This is a genomic window from Paracoccus yeei ATCC BAA-599 (assembly GCF_000622145.1).
In the GTDB taxonomy this organism is placed as follows: domain Bacteria; phylum Pseudomonadota; class Alphaproteobacteria; order Rhodobacterales; family Rhodobacteraceae; genus Paracoccus; species Paracoccus yeei.
Genome location: NZ_JHWH01000009.1, coordinates 25,683 through 43,582, shown reverse-complemented (window position 1 = coordinate 43,582; position 17,900 = coordinate 25,683). Strand labels below are relative to the sequence as shown.

General features: G+C 69.9%; 12 protein-coding genes and 2 pseudogenes. 12 read left to right on the top strand and 2 right to left on the bottom strand.

The genetic code is table 11. The features are described from left to right. Window positions 1–213: 213 nt before the first annotated feature. The 3 genes from BU28_RS0106405 to BU28_RS0106395 all read left to right on the top strand — a co-directional run bounded on the left by BU28_RS0106405 (window position 214) and on the right by BU28_RS0106395 (window position 3,113). Window positions 214–648: a DUF2231 domain-containing protein gene (locus BU28_RS0106405; protein ID WP_028718738.1), complete on the top strand. Its 435-nt coding sequence runs from the start codon at window positions 214–216 to the stop codon at window positions 646–648. A gap of 209 nt (window positions 649–857) precedes the next feature. Further along, on the top strand, window positions 858–1,790 hold the full coding sequence (locus BU28_RS0106400; protein ID WP_028718737.1) for an IS110 family transposase: 933 nt from the start codon (window positions 858–860) through the stop codon (window positions 1,788–1,790). An 18-nt stretch (window positions 1,791–1,808) separates the two neighbouring features. Continuing rightward, on the top strand, window positions 1,809–3,113 hold the full coding sequence (locus BU28_RS0106395) for a PQQ-dependent sugar dehydrogenase (RefSeq protein ID WP_036762176.1): 1,305 nt from the start codon (window positions 1,809–1,811) through the stop codon (window positions 3,111–3,113). A 34-nt stretch (window positions 3,114–3,147) separates the two neighbouring features. On the opposite strand, the gene BU28_RS0106390 is transcribed toward BU28_RS0106395, so the two are convergent. Further along, on the bottom strand, window positions 3,148–3,693 hold the full coding sequence (locus tag BU28_RS0106390; protein WP_028718735.1) for a cytochrome b: 546 nt from the start codon (window positions 3,691–3,693) through the stop codon (window positions 3,148–3,150). Window positions 3,694–3,785: 92 nt separating this feature from the next. On the opposite strand from BU28_RS0106390, the gene BU28_RS0106385 reads away from it, so the two are divergent. From BU28_RS0106385 to BU28_RS22185, 9 genes and pseudogenes are all read left to right on the top strand, one after another. Next, window positions 3,786–4,523: a CDP-alcohol phosphatidyltransferase family protein gene (locus tag BU28_RS0106385; RefSeq protein WP_233145047.1), complete on the top strand. Its 738-nt coding sequence runs from the start codon at window positions 3,786–3,788 to the stop codon at window positions 4,521–4,523. After that, a complete protein-coding gene (locus BU28_RS0106380) occupies window positions 4,520–6,079 on the top strand; it encodes a sulfatase-like hydrolase/transferase (protein WP_028718733.1) in 1,560 nt (519 codons plus the stop codon). The genes BU28_RS0106385 and BU28_RS0106380 overlap by 4 nt, the downstream gene beginning before the upstream one ends. A 54-nt stretch (window positions 6,080–6,133) precedes the next feature. After that, the gene (locus BU28_RS0106375; protein ID WP_028718732.1) at window positions 6,134–7,120 is read left to right on the top strand and encodes an ABC transporter substrate-binding protein; all 987 of its coding nucleotides are present in this window, start codon (window positions 6,134–6,136) and stop codon (window positions 7,118–7,120) included. Further along, window positions 7,110–7,901: an ABC transporter ATP-binding protein gene (locus BU28_RS0106370; protein ID WP_028718731.1), complete on the top strand. Its 792-nt coding sequence runs from the start codon at window positions 7,110–7,112 to the stop codon at window positions 7,899–7,901. The genes BU28_RS0106375 and BU28_RS0106370 overlap by 11 nt, the downstream gene beginning before the upstream one ends. Further along, window positions 7,898–9,433 carry an ABC transporter permease gene (locus BU28_RS0106365; RefSeq protein ID WP_028718730.1) on the top strand — a complete coding sequence of 512 codons (1,536 nt, stop codon included), beginning with the start codon at window positions 7,898–7,900 and terminating at the stop codon, window positions 9,431–9,433. The genes BU28_RS0106370 and BU28_RS0106365 overlap by 4 nt, the downstream gene beginning before the upstream one ends. After that, window positions 9,430–10,476, top strand: a complete 1,047-nt coding sequence (locus BU28_RS0106360; protein ID WP_028718729.1) for a glycosyltransferase family 4 protein — start codon at window positions 9,430–9,432, stop codon at window positions 10,474–10,476. The genes BU28_RS0106365 and BU28_RS0106360 overlap by 4 nt, the downstream gene beginning before the upstream one ends. Window positions 10,477–10,619: 143 nt before the next feature. Next, window positions 10,620–13,466, top strand: a complete 2,847-nt coding sequence (locus tag BU28_RS22190; protein ID WP_088239228.1) for a PAS domain-containing protein — start codon at window positions 10,620–10,622, stop codon at window positions 13,464–13,466. Window positions 13,467–13,584: 118 nt separating this feature from the next. Further along, on the top strand, window positions 13,585–16,986 hold the full coding sequence (locus BU28_RS0106350; RefSeq protein WP_198944987.1) for a hybrid sensor histidine kinase/response regulator: 3,402 nt from the start codon (window positions 13,585–13,587) through the stop codon (window positions 16,984–16,986). 182 nt (window positions 16,987–17,168) lie between these two features. Beyond that, window positions 17,169–17,711 (top strand): annotated as a pseudogene (locus BU28_RS22185) (IS30 family transposase); the annotation flags it as partial. Between the two features lie 35 nt (window positions 17,712–17,746). Here BU28_RS22185 and BU28_RS26235 read toward each other — a convergent pair. Continuing rightward, window positions 17,747–17,900: pseudogene (locus BU28_RS26235) on the bottom strand (IS256 family transposase); the annotation flags it as partial.

Sequence of the window (17,900 nt, the reverse complement as noted above, 5' to 3'; positions counted from 1 at the left end):
CCTCCGGCAAGGCGATGGCCCCCGCTGCCAGGGTGCGGGGCACGCCGCTGCGACCGGGGCTCGACCTCGCTGCAACGGCGATCCCGCGCCCTGGTCCTACGGCCCCGGCCCCGCCCTGCCCGGGATTTTTTGCAACCTGCGCGATTGCCAAGCGTTGCCCTGCCAGATGAAACGGCCGGACCTTGCCGGCCCTGACGCCAAGGAGGCTGATCCGTGGTTCCTGTCGCCACCCCAGGTCCGGTCCGGCCGATCCATCCGCTGCACGCGGTTCTGCTGGCTTTCCCGTTTCCGCTGTTTCTGGGCGCGCTGGTCAGCGACATCGCCTATTGGCGCAGCCATGAAATCCAGTGGTCGAACTTTGCCCAATGGCTGAACGCCGGCGGGCTGCTGGTCGGGGCCTTTGCGCTGCTTTGGGCACTGGTCCATGCGGTTCGCAGCCGCAGGTTCGCCAGCCGGCGACCGCTGTGGTATTTCCTGACCCTGCTTGCCGCCTGGATCGTGGGGCTGGTCAACGCTCTCGCCCATTCCCAGGACGCCTGGGCGATCATGCCCGAGGCGCTGTGGTGGTCGGGCCTGTCCACCCTGCTGGCCCTGATCGCCTCGCTGCTGGGATATGCCGGGGTCCAGACCGTGGAGGACTTGTCTTAAGATTTCCCCCGGTTCCCGTGCGATACGGGAGCCGCTGTCCGGCACCTCAAATATGCCGGACAGCGGCGGGGGACGGATCGTTGTGGAGATGGTCGGAGAGGGCCGGTCAGTAGTGTGATCGCCCCCGCCTTTTCGAATGTCCTGAACGGATACATGGGGAAGACCTCGCGTCCTTGCCCCGAATGACAAGGCCAGGAGGCGAAAAGACCATGACCGACACTATCGGGATCGACATCTCGAAGACCACACTCGACATCTACCGTATCTCGGACGGCAAACGAGCCCGCTTCGGCAACGACGCGTCCGGCTTGAAGGCCATGCGCAAGTGGCTCGGGGCGGCACCGCTCCGCGTCGTCTACGAGGCGACCGGGCGCTATCACCGCGATCTGGAGGCCGCGCTTGCGGCTTTCGGCCATCACAACGTCAAGGTGAACCCCGCACGGGCGCGACGCTTCGCGCAGGCTACCGGACAGGGAGCGAAGACCGACCGCGTCGATGCGGAGATGCTTGCACGGATGGGTACCGTGCTCGGCCTCGAGGCGACCCCGGTCAAAACTGACGAACTGCACGAAATCAAGGAGCTGCATGTCGCTCGGGTTGCTCTGATCAAGGATCGGACGGCCTGCCGAAACCGGATCGGCATGGCGCGCAACAAGATCGTCCTGGCGCAGCTGCGCGCGCGCCTTCGCCAGATCGACACCCAGATCGCGCAGATCGACAGGGAACTGCGCTCCCGGATCAAAGCCGATCCCGGGCTCGCCAGGCGCTACGAGATCCTGACGTCGATCCCCGGCGTCGGGCCCGTCGCCGCCATCGCCCTGATCATCGAGATGCCGGAGCTCGGGGCGATGAGTTCGAAGGAAGCTGCGAGCCTCGCAGGCCTCGCACCTATCACGCGGCAGTCGGGAACGTGGAAGGGCAAGGCCCGTATCGGCGGAGGCCGCACTGCTCTCCGTTGCATGCTGTTCATGCCCGCTGTGATCGCGACCCGCTTCAACGCCCCGCTCCAGCAAGTCCACCGGACGCTCATCGCTGCCGGAAAGCCCTGGAAAGTCGCCATCACGGCGGTGATGCGAAAGCTCATCGTCCTCGCCAACGCCCTGATCCGGGACGACCGGAAATGGGCCGAAATCAACCCTTGATCAAAACGGATACTACTGATGCGCGCCCTGATCCTGATCGGCCTTGCCGCGGCCATGCCGGCTGCCGCCCTGCCTGTCGCCGTCCTGGCGCAGGGAGCGCCCGCAACATCCTATGGCGCCGATCCCGAGCTGCCGGCACCGCAGCGCGGCCTGCTGCCCGACATGACGATCCCGCGGCCCGCCCTGTGGGGGGACGACCTGCCCACGGTGCCGGAGGGGTATGCGATCTCGGCCATCGCGACCGGACTCAAGATTCCGCGTCAGACCCTGATCCTGCCCAATGGCGATATCCTGGTGGCCGAAGGCAAGGGTGCCAGCGCCCCGGCGATGCGGCCCAAGGACATCATCGCGGGCTTCATCAAAAGCCTTGGCAAAAGCTCTGAACCCGGTGGCAACCGCCTGACCCTGCTGCGCGACGCGGATGGCGATGGCGTCTATGAAATGCAGACGGTCTTTGCCGAAGGGCTGAACTCGCCCTATGGCCTGGCCTATATCGACGGCGCAATCTATGTGGCGAACCAGGACGCCGTGGTGCGCTTTGCCTACGCTGACGGCCAGACCCAGGCCGGCGGCCCGCCCGAGACGCTGGCCCGCCTGCCCTCGGCGCTGAACCACCACTGGACCAAGGCGATGACGGCAAGCCCTGACGGGCGCTTCCTGTATGTGGGCATCGGGTCGAACAGCAACATCACCGAGCGCGGCATCGAAGCCGAGGAGAACCGCGCGATGATCTGGCAGATCGACGTGGCGACCGGCGCCCATCGGCCCTATGCCACCGGCCTGCGCAACCCGACCGCCCTGACCATCCAGCCGGGCACCGGGCAGCTTTGGGCCGTGGTGAACGAGCGCGACGAGATCGGCCCCGATCTGGTGCCGGACTACCTGACCTCGGTGCAGGAAGGCGAGTTCTATGGCTGGCCCTACAGCTACTGGGGGCAGAACGTGGACAGCCGGGTCAAGCCGCAGGACCCGGACAAGGTCGCCTCGGCCATCGCGCCCGATTATGCGCTTGGCGCCCATGTGGCGGCTTTGGGCGTGGCCTTTTCCAACGATGCGATGGGGCCGCAGTTTGCCCAGGGCGCCTTCGTCGGCGAGCATGGCAGCTGGAACCGGGCCGAGCCGGTGGGCTACAAGGTGGTGTTCGTGCCCTTCGAAAACGGCCGCCCCTCGGGTGATCCGGTCGATGTGGTGACAGGGTTCCTGCAGGACGGGGACAAGACGCGCGGCCGCCCGGTGGGGGTCAGCGTCGACCCGCGCGGCGCCCTGATCGTGGCGGACGACCTGTCGAACACGATCTGGCGCATCGCACCCGCGCAGCCCTGACGACGTGGGGCCTGGCCAGCAGGGCCAGTCCCCGTCATGCGCCCCGAATGGGCCACATGCGCGACCAGACGCCGTCGCGGCGGATCAGCGCGTGATGGCAGGCGGCGGCGATATGGACTGCCAGCACCCCAATCAGCACGAAGGCCGCCGTGGCATGGACGTTTTCCGCGAACCCGGCCAGCGCAGGGGACTTGCCGATCCACGGCCCCAGCCCCAGCCGGTCCAGCAGTTCGATCGGAAAGCCGCCCGCCCGGACCCGGACGAACCCGCTTAGCGGCATGATGACCAGCAACAGATACAACAGGACATGCGAAACGGCTGCCGCCTGCCGTTGCCAGGCCGGCACCGTATCGGGCAGGGGCGACGGGGGATGGATCAGGCGATAGGCGATCCGCACCAGGATCACGGGGATCAGCAGCGCGCCCAGGTTCTTGTGAAACAGGAACAGCGCGTCCTGAAGCGGGCGTGGAATACCCTCGCGCGTCATCACCAGCCCTGCAGGGATCATCGAAAGCACCGCCAGCGCGACAAGCCAGTGCAGCGCGCGGGCAGGGGGGCGGTAACCGGGCGGCTTGGGCATGGCGCGGCTCCTTTGCGGAAAGTCTAGCAGAAGCGTCGCGTTCCGAACAGCCGGCGCTTGACGCAGGGCATGGCTTGGCAGGAGGCTTGGACATGCGCGACATCCACCCCGCCAGACCGACGCCGCCCCGGCAGCACCGGGCCGGGAACGCCATCGCGCGCGAGGTCGGCGCGGCGGCGCTGGCGGGGGTCGGCGTGATCGCGCTGGCGCAGGCGGTTCTGGCGGGCCGGGGGTCTGCGCTGATGGGCGCGACCTGCGTCTTTCTGCTGGCAAGCCTTGCGGTGGCGATGCTGATGCGGCGCGCCTATCCCCACGACCGGATCGGGGCCTGCAATGTCGTGACGCTGGGCCGCGCGGCGCTGGTCTGCGCGCTGCTGGCGCCCCTGCTGGCGGGGCACGCGGCGGGCTGGGCGGTCGCCGGCGTGGCGGGCCTTGCCCTGGCGCTGGACGGGTTGGACGGCCGCCTGGCCCGGCAAAGCCGCCTGGTGTCCCGCTTTGGCGCGCGCTTCGACATCGAGGTCGATGCCGCCCTGGCGCTTGTCCTGTCCTTGCACCTGCTGGCCGGAACCGCGGCCGGGCCCGAGATCCTTGTGCTGGGGTTGACGCGCTATGCCTTCGTACTGGCGGGGCTGCGCTGGCCCTGGCTGCAGGCCGACCTGCCCGAGCGGCGCTGGCGCAAGGCCATCTGCGTGATGCAGCTGTCGGTGCTGATCCTGCTGCAGACGCCCCTGCCCGGACCAGCCCAGGCCGAGGCGCTGGGGTGGCTGGCGGCGCTGGCGCTGGTCTGTTCCTTCGCGGCGGATGTGCTTTGGCTGTGGCGGCAAGCATGAACGGCCCGGCCCGCCTCCTGGTCGCGGCCGCCATCCTGCATCTGGTGCTGGTCCTGCCGGCAGCGCCCATGCCCCTGTCCCAGGCGCTGCTGCGCCTTGCGCCCGAGCTGCCGCTGATCCTGCTGGCGCTGGCCCTTGCCCGACTTCGCCTGCTTGTCGCCCTGGCGCTGCTGGTGCTGACGGTCCAGAAGCTGGCCGATCTGGCGACGATGCTGGCGCTGGGGCGGGGGTTCAACCCGCTGACCGACCTGCCGCTGGTCGATGCGGGGCTGCGGTGGGCCGGGGGCACCCTCGGTCTTTTCGGCCTTGGTCTGGCGCTGGCGGTGGCCTTGGCCGCGCTGGTCGCGGGCGCGGCGGCGGTCTGGTGGGCGGCGGGCGTCTGGGCCCGCGCCCCCCGGCGACTGGCCCCTGCGATTGCGGTCCTTGCCGCTGTCCTGCTGGCGGTCCCGGGCTGGGGCGGAAACGGCCCCTATGCTCTGTCGCGGATCGCCCTGGTCCGGCAGACCGCGCAGGACCTGCGCCAGCTGCGCCTGCTTGCCGCGCAGGACCCCTTGGCCACGGCCTCCGGTCTGCTGGCCGGGATCGACCGGGATGTGCTGGTGGTCTTTGTCGAAAGCTATGGCCGCGCCAGCCTCGATGTGCCGTTCTATGCCGGCAGGCACCGGGCGACGCTGCGCGAGGCGCAGGACAGGCTGGCGCAAGCGGGACTGGCGATGCGCTCGGGCTTTCTGGCTGCGCCGACGCGCGGGGGGCAAAGCTGGCTGTCGCACGCGACCTTCGCCAACGGGCTCTGGATCGCCGATCAGGCGCGCTACGATGCGGCGCGAGCCCTGGGGCGGCAGGGGCTGTTCCATCACGCCCGCCGTGCCGGGTTCCGAACGGCGGCGGTGATGCCCGCGATCACCCGGCCCTGGCCCGAAGGCGCGGCGATGGGCTTTGACCGCATCCTGGCGCGGGACGACCTGGGTTATCGCGGCCTGTCCTTCGGCTGGGTGACGATGCCGGACCAGTTCACCCTGGCCGCGACCGACCGGCTGCTGCGCGGGGCCGCAGGCGGGCCGCATCTGTTCGCGCAGGTCGTGCTGATCTCGTCCCACGCGCCCTGGGTGCCGGTGCCCCGGCTGCTGCCCTGGGCCGAACTGGACGATGGCGCGGCGTTCGACGCCATGGCCCGCGCGGGCGATCCGCCCAAGGAGGTCTGGCGCGACCCCGACCGGGTGCGCAAGGCCTATCGCGAGGCGCTCGACTATAGCCTGCGGACGGTGGCGGATTACGCGCTGTCCCACGCCCGGGATCCGCCGCTGATGATCGTGCTGGGCGACCACCAGGCCGCCCCCTGGGTCGCGATGGACGAGCGGCCCGACGTGCCCATCCACCTGATCGGCCCCGCGCCCCTGGTCGAGCGCGCGGCGGCCTGGGGCTTTGCCCCCGGCCTGGTCCCACCCGCCGGGCAGCCCGTCCTGCCCATGGACCGGATGCGCGACCTGATCCTGGGCGGCTTTGAACCGGATGCCGCGCCCGGGGGTTGCGGATCGGGCTGCTTGGCGGTCAAATGACAGGGGGTCCGGCCGCCTGGCGGGCCGGGACGATGGGCCGGGACGGAGGTGCCGATGTCATCCATTGCCTTTTCGCGGCGAACCCTGCTGGGCGCCGGCCTGGTGCTGGGCGCCTCGGGGCTGGTGCGCCCGGCCCGTGCGCAGACCCCGGTGGGCCTGCAACTGTCCTGGCTGCATTCGGTCCAGTTCGCCGGCAGCTATATCGCGCAGCAGAACGGCTGGTGGTCCGACGCGGGGCTGCAGGTGCAGTTGATGCAGGGCGGGCCCAATGCCCCGGTCGAGCCGCCGGTGGTCGCCGGAACGGCGCTGGTCGGGATCTCGGCCGCGGACTACGCCGCCGCCGCCGTGGCGCAGGGCGCGCCGTTCCGCATCATCGGCGTGGCGATGCAGAAGAACCCCTTCGTGATCGCCTCGCTGGCCGACAAGCCCATCCGTGCGCCCGCCGACCTGCCCGGCAAGCGGATCGGCATGGCGGTCGCCAATACCCCGGTCCTTCAGGCGCTGTGCGCGCTGAACGGGATCGACCCGGCCAGCGTCCAGATCGTCCCGACCCAGTATTCCGCCCAGCCCCTGATCGCGGGCGAGGTCGACGGGCTGTTGTGCTGGGAAACCGACCTGCCGGTCGCCATGGCGATCCACGGGATCAAGGCGCATACCATGCTGCTGGCCGATCACGGCTATGCCGTGCATTCGCAGACCTACATCGCGACCGAAGACAGCCTTGCCAACCGCCGCGCCGACCTGGTGGCCCTGATGGCGGGCGAGTTGCGCGGCTGGGACGCCTATCGCAAGGACACGCGGGCGGCGGCGGAACTGACCGTGCGGATGTTCCCCGACGCGGGGCTCGACCTGCCGACGCAGATCATGCAGGCCCAACGGCAGGTGCCGCTGATGTTTTCCGAACTGACCGACGCCAAGGGCTTTGGCTGGTGGGCCGAGGATACGGTCCAAGCCAACATCCGCACCCTGGCGCTGCTGGGGCGCAAGGTGGGCCCCGAACTGTGGGACCGCTCGGTCCTTGAAGAAGTCCATGCCCTTTGAGCCCCCCGCCGGCATCGTCTGCAGCGGGCTTGGCAAGGTCTATGACGGCGGGCTTGAGGCGGTCGCGGGCATCGACCTGACGCTGGCGGGGGGGAAGACGACGGCGCTGCTGGGCCCCTCGGGCTGCGGCAAGTCCACGCTGCTGCGGCTGATCGCGGGGCTGGAGCAGCCGACCGCCGGGCAGGTCCGCATCGCAGGCGATCCGCCTGGCCTGCTGGGCCAGCAGGGCGGTCTGGCGATCGCCTTTCAGGACCCCTGCCTGCTGCCCTGGCTGGACGTGGCGCAGAACGTGGCGCTGGGTCGCAAGCTCGCGCGCCAGCCCGCCGACCCGGCGCGCGTCGCGGAACTGATCGAACTGGTGGGCCTGGGCGGCTTTCAGCGGGCGCGCCCGGCCGCGCTGTCGGGCGGGATGCGGCAGCGCGCGGCCATCGCGCGCGCCCTGGTCACGCAGCCGCGCGTCCTGCTGCTGGACGAACCCTTCGGCGCGCTCGATGCGCTGACGCGCCAGCAACTGGCCCAGGACCTGCCGCCGCTGTGGCAGGCGCAGGGCACCACGGCGATGCTTGTCACCCATTCCGTGGACGAGGCCGTGATGCTTTCCGACCGCATCGTCGTGCTGTCCCCGCGTCCCGCCCGGATCGTCGCCGATATCGAGGTGCCGCTAGCGCATCCGCGTTCGCCGGGCGTCTCGGAAACGCCTTCCTTCCGCCGGCTGGTCACCCGGGCGCTGGCGGCGCTGGCCCAGGGCGGCGGGCCGGCGCAGGTCCTGGCCGCGCAATGACGGGCCGCTGGGCGGGACCGGCCCTTCTGCTGGGGCTGTGGCAGGGCGCGGCACTGGCCACGGGCGGCCACCTGCTGGCCGGACCGCTGGAGATTGCCGGCTGGCTGGGGGCGAACGCCGGGCTGGCGGGCCGCGCCACGGCGGCGACGCTGGGCAATGCAGCCTGGGGGCTGGCCGCCGGGAACCTTGCCGCCATCCTGCTGGCCGCCGTGCCGGCGCTATGGCCCCGGACGCTGGGCCTGGTGGCGGGGCTGGCGCTGGCGGTCTTTTGCCTGCCCTTGGTCGCCACCGGGCCGATCCTGCGGGTGCTGATGGGTCCGGGCAACGGGCCGCAGATCGTGCTGGCGGCGCTGGCGGTCTATTACACCACGCTGATCCCGCTGCTGGCGGGGTTGCGGGCGGCGCCAGCGGCCTGGTTCGACCTGGTGCGCAGTTATGGCCGCGGCCGGTGGGCCGAACTGGTCCATGTCCGCCTGCGCGCCGCGCTGCCCTATCTGGTTGCGGGGCTTCAGATCTCGGCCCCTGCCGCGATCCTGGGCGCCATGGTCGGAGAGTTCACCGGGGCCGAGCGCGGCCTGGGCGTCCTGACCATCCGCTTTACCCGCGACCTCGACATTCCGGCGCTGTGGGCGGTGGCGGCGGTGGCGGCGGCATCCTCGTATCTGGCCTATGCCGCCGTCGGCTGGCTGAGCCGCAGGCTGTTGCCGGACCCGCCGCCGGTCATCCTTGCGCCCGCCCGGGCGGGGGGGCCTTCGGCCGCGCAGAGGCTGGCGCAGGCGGCGCTGCTGGTCGCCGTGCTGCTGGCGGTCTGGTGGGCGGGGATGGAGTCCTTGGGCCTGAACCGCTTTTTCGCCAAGCGCCCGCCCGATGTTCTGGCCGCAGTCCTGTGGGCGCCGGATGCCCCGGCGACCCGCGCGACGCTGCTTGCGGCAGCCTGGGAAAGCGTCGCGCTGGTCCTGCCCGGCTATGCCGCGGGGCTGGTGCTGGGGGCGGGGCTGGCGGTCCTGCTGGCGCTGCGCCCGGCGCTTGCGGCGCTGGCCGCGCCGCTGGCCGTGGCGCTGCGGTCCGTGCCGATCCTGACGACGGCGCCCCTGGTCGTCCTGCTGCTGGGGCGCGGCGCCCTGGGCACCATCGTCCTGGTCGCGCTGATGGTGTTCTTTCCCACATTCGTCGCCTGCCAGCACGGGCTGCGTCAGGCGCCGGGCCCGATCCTGGACCTGTTTCGCAGCTATGCCGCCGGCCCGCTGCGGCAGATGTGGCATGTCCGCATTCCCGCGATGCTGCCCGCGCTGTTCGCCTCGGCCCGGATGAGCGTGCCTGCCGCCGTCCTGGCCGTCACGGTGATCGAGTGGCTGGCGACGGGCCGGGGACTGGGTCACCTGATGGCGCTGTCGGCCTCGGTTTCGGGCTACGGCATGCTGTGGCTGACGGTGGTTGCGGTGACGCTGCTGTCGGGGCTGTTCCACGCCCTGGTCGCCGCGGTCGAACGTCGGGTGCTGGCCCGCTTTGCGCCCGAACAGGGGGCCGCGTGATCCGCCGCTCGCTGGCCTTCGCGGTGCCGGGCGACATCGCCACGCTGACGGGCGGCTATGTCTATGAACGCCGCCTGCTCGAAGGGCTGCGCGCGCTTGGCCATGACGTCTGGCATCTGGAACTGCCCGCGGGCTTTCCCGACCCGGACCCGGCCGAGATGGCGGCGGCGCTTGCCGCCTTGGCGCGGGTGCCGCAGGATCGGCCGCTGATCCTGGACGGGCTGGCCTTTGGCGCGCTGGACACGCAGGGCCTGTCGCGCCTGCGCGCGCCTCTGGTCGCGATGATCCATCATCCGCTGGCGCTGGAAAGCGGGCTTGCGCCGGCACGCCGCGACCACCTGTTCAGGACCGAACGCGACAATCTGCGGTTGGTCCGGCACGTCCTGGTCCCCAGCCCGCACACCCGTCGCATCCTGATCGACCGCTACGCCGTCGCCCCGCAGGCGATCAGCGTGGTCCGGCCGGGGACCGACCGGCCGCGCCTGCCCTCGGCGCCGCAGTCCCCCCCGCTGATCCTGTCGGTCGGCATCCTGCATCCCCGCAAGGGCCACGACATCCTGATCGAGGCGCTGTCGCAACTGGGCGACCTGGACTGGCGCGCCGTCATCGCGGGCCGCCCTTGGGATGCGGATCACGCGGCGGCGCTGGAGCGCCAGCGCGCGGCCAGTCCGGTGGCCGCGCGGATCGACCTGGCGGGCCAGGTTCCCGCCGCCCGGCTCGAGGCGCTTTACGCGGGGGCCTCGGTCTTTGCGCTGGCGACGCGCTACGAAGGATACGGGATCGTCTTTGACGAGGCGCTGGCCCATGGCCTGCCGATCATCAGCTGCCGCACCGGCGCGGTGCCCCAGACCGTGCCGCCCGGTGCCGGGCTGCTGGTCCCGCCCGAGGATCCGGTCCGCCTGGCCGAGGCGCTGCGCCGCGTGATCGCGGACGGCGCTTTGCGCGACGCCCTGTCCCGGACCGCCCGGGCCGCCGGCGCCCTCCTTCCCGGCTGGCTGGACACCGCCGAACGGGCCAGCCGCGGCCTGTCCGAAATCCTGTGACAGGCCGGGCGCAACCCAAGGGGCTCTCGACAGATGGATGTTGTCCGACCCCGAAGAAGGCGATACTAGAAGGGCCTGAACGCGCAGCGCCTGATCCGACCGGCAGAGCGGGCCTTGGAACACGGACCTGACTTGGGAACGCCATGCCCCACACGCTGAACGCAACCTCTCTGGGCACCCTGACGGATGGCGACCGGCTGCGCCTGGCGCTTGCCGCCGGGGCCATCGTCGGCACCTGGTTCTGGGATGTGACCGCCGACCGCTTCACGGTCGACGAGCAGTTCGCGGCAGCCTTCGGGCTTGATCCGGCGCTGGGGCGCGCGGGCCTGAGCCTGGCGCAGGTGATCGCCACCGTCCATCCCGACGACAAGGCCGGGCTGACCGCGGCGATCAAGCAGGCCATCGCCCGGGGCGGCCCCTATGCCCACCAGTACCGGGTGCGGCGGCTGAACGGCAGCTATCACTGGATCGAGGCGAACGGCCGCGTGGATCGGGACGCCGCCGGCACGATCACCTTTCCGGGCGTTCTTCTGGACGTGGACGAACGCCGCGTGCTGGCCGCGGAACGCGACCGCGCCAAGCGCCTGCTCGAGGCCTTCATCGAGGCCGTGCCGGGCGTGGTCTATGCCAAGGACCGCAACGGCCGGATGTTGGTCGCCAATCGCGGGACCCTGGAGCTGGTCGGCAAGCCCCTGGCCGAGATCCTGGGCAGGACCGATGCGGAGTTCCTGAGCGATCCGGCCGAGGCCGAGGCGATCATGCGCCTTGACGCCGCCGTCATGGCCTCGGGCCAGACCCTGGTCGCCGAAGAGGCCGTGCGCCGCCCGGACGGGACGCCCGCCGTCTGGCTGTCCACGAAATCGGCGTTCCGGGGCGAGGACGGGCAGGTGATCGGCCTGATCGGCTCGTCCGTGGACATCACCGACCGGCGCTGCGTCGAAGCCTCGTTGCGCGAAACCGAGGAACGCTATCGCCTGGCCGCGCAGGCGACCAACGACGCCATCTGGGACTGGCGGCTGGCCGACGGGCACGTCATCTGGAACAACGCGCTTGAGGACCGCCTGGGCCACGCCCTGCGCGAAACCAGCGCGGCCTGGTGGATCGAGCACATCCATCCCGACGACCGCGACCGGGTCGACCAGTCCATCCATGCCGTCATCGACGGATCGGGGACCGGCTGGACCGAGGAATACCGCTTCCGTCGGGCGGACGGGTCCTATGCCGCCATTCTGGACCGCGGCTTCGTGCTGCGCGACGACGGCGGCCGCGCCACCCGGATGATCGGCGCCATGCAGGACCTGACCGATCGCCGCGCCGCCGAGGCCGCCGTGCGCGAAAGCGAGGAACGCGCCCGGCTTGCGGCCGAGGCCGCCTCGATGGGCACCTGGGATCTGGACCTGCGCAGCCGGGACCTGCGCTGGGATGCCCGCACCAAGGCGCTGTTCGGCTTGGCCCTGGATGCCCGGGTCACGTTCGAGGACTCGTTCCTGGGCGGCGCCCATCCCGAGGACCGGGACCGGGTGCGCAGCGCGGTCGAGGCCGCCGTCACGCGCCACGGCACCGGAACCTTCGCCGTCGAGTTCCGCACCGCCGCCGGGACCGACGGGGCCGGGCGCTGGGTCGCCGCCCGGGGGCGCACCCTGTTTTCCGACGATGGCGAGCCCCTGCGGTTCATCGGCACCATGGTCGACATCACCGAGCTGAAGACCGCCGAGGCCCGGCTGCGCGAACTGAACGAGACGCTGGAAAGCCGCGTCGCCCAGGAAATCGCCGAGCGCGAGCAGGCCGAGGAGGCGCTGCGTCAAAGCCAGAAGATGGAGGCCCTGGGCCAGCTGACCGGCGGCATCGCGCATGACTTCAACAACCTGCTGCAAGGCATCACCGGCAGCCTCAGCGTCATTCAGCGCCGCATCGGCCAGGGCCGGACCGACGATCTGGACCGCTTCATCGAGGGTGCCGCCGGGGCGGCGGCCCGCGCCGCCGCGCTGACGCATCGCCTGCTGGCCTTTTCCCGGCGCCAGCCGCTGGACCCCCGGCCCGTGCGCGCCAATGCGCTGATCGCCTCGATGGAGGACCTGTTCCGCCGCACCATGGGCGAGAATGTCGCGGTCGAGTTCGCGCTGGCCGAGGACCTCTGGGTCACGCTGTGCGACCCCAACCAGCTTGAGAACGCCGTGCTGAACCTCGCCATCAACGCCCGCGACGCGATGCCCGGCGGCGGGCGGCTGCGGATCGAGACCCGCAACGTCGATGCAGACGATCTGGACATGCCGCACGACCGGAGCCTTCGGCACAGCGACTACATTCGCATTGCGGTCTCGGACACCGGAATCGGCATGGATGCGGCCACGATGGCCAAGGCGTTCGAGCCGTTCTTCACCACCAAGCCGCTGGGGCAGGGCACGGGCCTTGGGCTGTCCATGATCTACGGCTTTGCCCGCCAGTCCGAGGGGCACGCCCGCATCGAAAGCGATCCGGGCGCCGGCACCACCGTCAGCATCTTCCTGCCGCGCCACCGCGCGGCGCTGGCCGAGGAGGGGGCCCAGCCTGCGGGCGCGGCGCCGGGGACGACGACCTCGGGCGAAACCGTCCTGGTGGTCGAGGACGAGACGCTGGTGCGAAACCTTGTCGTCGGGGAACTGGCCGATCTGGGCTATCGGGTGCTCGAAGCCGCGGAAAGCGCCGAAGCCCTGGCGATCCTGCGGTCGGGCCGACGGATCGACCTGATGCTGACCGACATCGGCCTGCCGGGCCTGAACGGCCGGCAACTGGCCGCGGCCGCCCGCGAACTGCGGCCCGCGCTGAAGGTGCTGCTCATGACCGGATATGCGCAGGATGCCTCGCGCGCCAGCGGGTTTCTGGACCATGGCATGGAACTGATCACCAAGCCCTTCGAGATGGCGGCCCTGGTGTCCCGGCTGCGCGCCATGCTGGAGGGCGAGGCCTTGCCGGCCGGGACGGCGGCGGACGCCCCCGGCGGTCAAGGCTAGGCGGGCCGGGACCGCCGGCCTTTGGCCGATGCGGACGCGACGGCGGGGTTGCGGCTGACCCGCGATATCGCGCACAAGACGGACGATGCCCCCGGCGGGGCGGCGTGGAGGACGGACCGTGACTGACCTGACCCTGTCGAACCGGAGCCGAATTTTCCTCGGCGACGGCGAAATGGCCGCGCTCATGCGCGCCAAGGACTGGGGCAGCACCGCGCTTGGCGATCCCGAACAGTGGCCGCAATCGCTGAAGGTCGCGGTCGGCATCCTGCTGACCTCGCGGTTCGAGATGTGGCTGGGCTGGGGGCCGGACGTCAATTTCCTGTACAACGACGCCTATCGCCCGACCCTGGGCATGAAGCACCCCAATTCGCTGGGCATGCCCACGAAGGAACTGTGGTCCGAAATCTGGGACGATGTCGAACCAAGGATCCGCAGCGTCTATGAGCGCGGCGAGGCGACCTGGGACCGCGCGCTGCGGCTGATCGTCGAGCGCAACGGCTACCCCGAGGAAACCTATCACACCTTTTCCTACAGCCCGCTTCTGGACGACGCGGACAAGCCTGCCGGATTGCTGTGCGCGGTGTCCGAGGAAACGACGCGCGTCATTACCGAACGGCGCATGGAAACCCTGCGGGTGCTGTCCTCGGAACTGGCGGGCGCGACGGACCGGCTCTCGGTCCTGCGGGCGGCGCAGAGGGCGCTGGAGGCGAACCTGCACGACCTGCCCTTTACCCTGACCTATCTGGCCGAAGCGGGTACCCCCGCGCTGGCCTTCGCCACGGGCATCCCGGCCGGGTTCGATCCCGCGGCCATCGGCGGGGCCATCGCGCTGGACGCCGACGGGCCCCAGCGTCTTGACGGCGTCGCGGACCTGCCGTCCGGGGCCTGGGACCGCCCGCCTGTCTCGGCCATCGCCGTTCCGCTGACCGGGCACGGCATGGGTGCCGATTTCGGGACGATGGTGGTCGGGCTGAACCCGCTGCGGCCCTTTGACAGCGACTATGCCGATTTCCTAAGACTGGTGGCGGGGCAGGTCGCGGCGGGGCTGTCGGGCGCTGCCGCCCACGAAACCGAACGCCGCCGGGCCGAGGCGCTGGCCGACGCGCTGCACATGCGCCAGGCCGCCGCCACCGCGCTGGAAAGGGCGAACGTCTCGCTCAGTTCCGAGATCGACAAGCGCACGGCCGAACGCGACCGGTTGCGCGCCCTGTTCCAGCACGCGCCCAGCTTCATGTGCGTGCTGAACGGTCCCGAGCATGTCTTCGAATTCATGAACGAGGCCTATCTGCAACTGGCCGGCCACCGTGACCTGATCGGCAAGCCCGTCCGCGAGGCCCTGCCCGATATCGAGGGCCAGGGCTATTTCGAGCTTCTGGATCAGGTCTATCGCACGGCCGAGCCGTTCATCGGCCGGGACATGGCGGTGACACTCCAACGCACCCCGGGCGGGCCGGGCGAACGGCGCTTCGTCAACCTGGTCTATCAGCCGATCCTGGACGAGGCGGGTCGGGTCACGGGGATCTTTGCCGAAGGCCATGACGTCACCCACCGCAAGAGGGCCGAGGAGGCGTTGCGCGCGCTGAACGACACCCTGGCCGCGCAGGTCGAGGCGCGGACCCACGAACGCGACATGACCTGGCGCATCAGCGAGGACCTGTTCCTGATCTGCACGATGGATGGCGCGTTCAAAAGCGTCAATCCGGCCTGGAGCGCGGCGCTTGGCTATGCCGAGCATGACCTGGTGGGCACGCGGCTGGACGCGCTGGTCCATCCCGACGACCTGGTCGCGGTCGTCGAACGGGGCAGGGCGCTGGCCCAGGGCGCGGTGCTGCGCGACTTCGACCTGCGGCTGCGCGCCCGGTCGGGTGAGTATCGCTGGTATTCCTGGACCTGCGTCCCCGAGGGCGGCCAGTTCTATGGCGCCGGGCGCGACGTCACCACCCGCAAATCGCTTGAGGACCAGCTGCGCCGGTCGCAGAAGATGGAGGCCCTGGGGCAGCTGACGGGCGGGGTGGCGCATGATTTCAACAATCTCTTGCAGGTGATAAGCGGCAATCTTCATCTGCTTTCCAAGGATATCGCCGGCAACGAGCGCGCCGAGATGCGCGTGCAGAATGCCCTGGCCGGCGTCACCCGCGGGTCGAAGCTCGCCTCGCAACTGCTGTCCTTTGGCCGGCGCCAGCCGCTGGAGCCCAAGGTGGTCAATGTCGGCCGCTTCCTGCAGGGCATGGACGACATGCTGCGTCGCACCCTGGGCGAGGAGATCCAGCTGGAGACGGTCGTCGCCGGGGGCCTGTGGAACACCCTGGTCGATCCCAACCAGATCGAGAACGCCGTGCTGAACCTGGCCATCAACGCGCGCGATGCCATGGCCGGACACGGCCGGCTGACGATCGAGGCGACCAATGCCTCGCTCGACGACGCCTATGCTGCCGACAATGACGCCCAGCCCGGCCAGTATGTGCTGATCGCCGTGACCGACACTGGGTCGGGCATGCCGCCCGAGATCCTCGACAAGGTCTTCGAGCCGTTCTTCTCCACCAAGCCCGAGGGCAAGGGCACCGGCCTGGGGCTGTCCATGGTCTATGGCCTGGTCAAGCAGTCGAACGGCCACATCAAGATCTACAGCGAGCTTGGGCACGGCACCACGGTCAAGATCTACCTGCCCCGGAACATGGCGCAGGAGGACATGCTGACCGACCTGCGCACCCAGCCCGTGCAGGGCGGGACCGAGACGGTTCTGGTCGTCGAGTATGACGACGAGGTGCGCGAAACCACCGTGGCGCTGCTGACCGATCTTGGCTATCGCACCTTGCGCGCGCGCGACGCGGCATCGGCGCTGACGGTGGTCGAAAGCGGCGCGCCCATCGACCTGGTCTTTACCGATGTCGTCATGCCCGGCCCGGTGCGCAGCACGGATCTGGCGCGCAAGGCCAAGGAACGGCTGCCGGGCGTCGCGGTGCTGTTCACCTCGGGTTATACCGAGAACTCGATCGTTCATGCCGGGCGCCTTGATCCGGGCGTCGAACTGCTGCCCAAGCCCTATTCCCGCGAAACGCTGGCCCGCAAGATACGCCATGTCCTGGCCAACCAGCAGCAGGCCAACGCGGTCGCCGCCCGGCGGCAGGGCATGCCCGCCCCCCGGCGCGATGCGCCGCCGGCCGTCTCCGCAAGACCCCTCAACATCCTGCTGGTCGAGGACGACGCGCTGATCCAGCTCAGCACGGCCGACATGCTGGAATCGCTGGGCCACTCCGTCACCGCCGTGGGCACGGGGTCCGAGGCGTTGGCGGCGCTGTCGCCCGGAACGGACGTGCTGATGACCGATCTGGGCCTGCCCGACATGAACGGCAGCGATCTGGCCCATGCGTGCCGACGCCGGATGCCGGAGCTGCGCGTGGTGCTGGTCACCGGCGATCCCGGCGCCGCCTGCGAGGTCGAGAACGCCATCGCCGTCATCAAGCCCTATGTCGAGACCGACCTGGAACGCGCCCTGTCTGCTGTATCCGACTGCCGCTGACTGTGTTGATGAAAGGCGGGATGGAGTTGGGGAGGGGCTAGGACACCTTGGAGTACTATTTCACGTCCAGAACGATTACATAACTTATCTTACACTTCTAATAAATATAGGGGGAGACGCGCTATCCTGAAATGCGACTTTCTGTGCTCAACAATGGGTTGAGCCATGAAAGGAGCATAGGAATGAAGGTTCGGTTTTCCCACCTTTCCCTTTTGGAACGCCGCAAGATCGAGCGCTGGCGGCAGATGAAGCTGAGCCCTGACGAGATGGCGCGCAGGCTTGGCCGACACCGGCCGACGATCTTCCGCGAGCTTCGCCGCAATCATGTCCACGACACCGAGGTCCCGAAGCTCAGCGGTTACTGGTGTATCGTGGCGCAAAGCTTCTCGGATGGACGCCGGACACGGCAGCGCAAGCTGGTGCGCGATGCCGGGCTGCGCGACCAGGTCGAGCGTTGTCTCCGCTCTGGCTGGACCCCCGAGCAGATCGCCGGCCGGATGCGTTACGAAGGTGCCCCGCGCCGGGTCTGCCAGGAGACCATCTATCGCCATGTCTACTCCGATGAAGGCCGCCGGGCTGAGTTGTGGCGCCACCTGCCCTCCGGGCGCCGACGTCGCCGGGGTTACCGGCTGCGCAAGCGCCCGCCGCCCAAGTTTGCGCCGGAACTCAGCATCCTGTTCCGCCCGGACGTCATCGCGCATCGCAAGCAGTTCGGACACTGGGAAGCGAGCTATGGCTGAATTTGGGTGACGCGGCTTGATCAGGCGGCGCGGCTTTGGCTGGCATCGTCAGCGACGACGCCATCGGTGAATCTGACGGCTTCGATGACGCGTGGCAACTGGTTTGTGCCGTTGAGCTTGCGCGACTTCTTCGATGCGGCCCGGACCAGGGTGAAGACCATCAGCTTCGCGGTC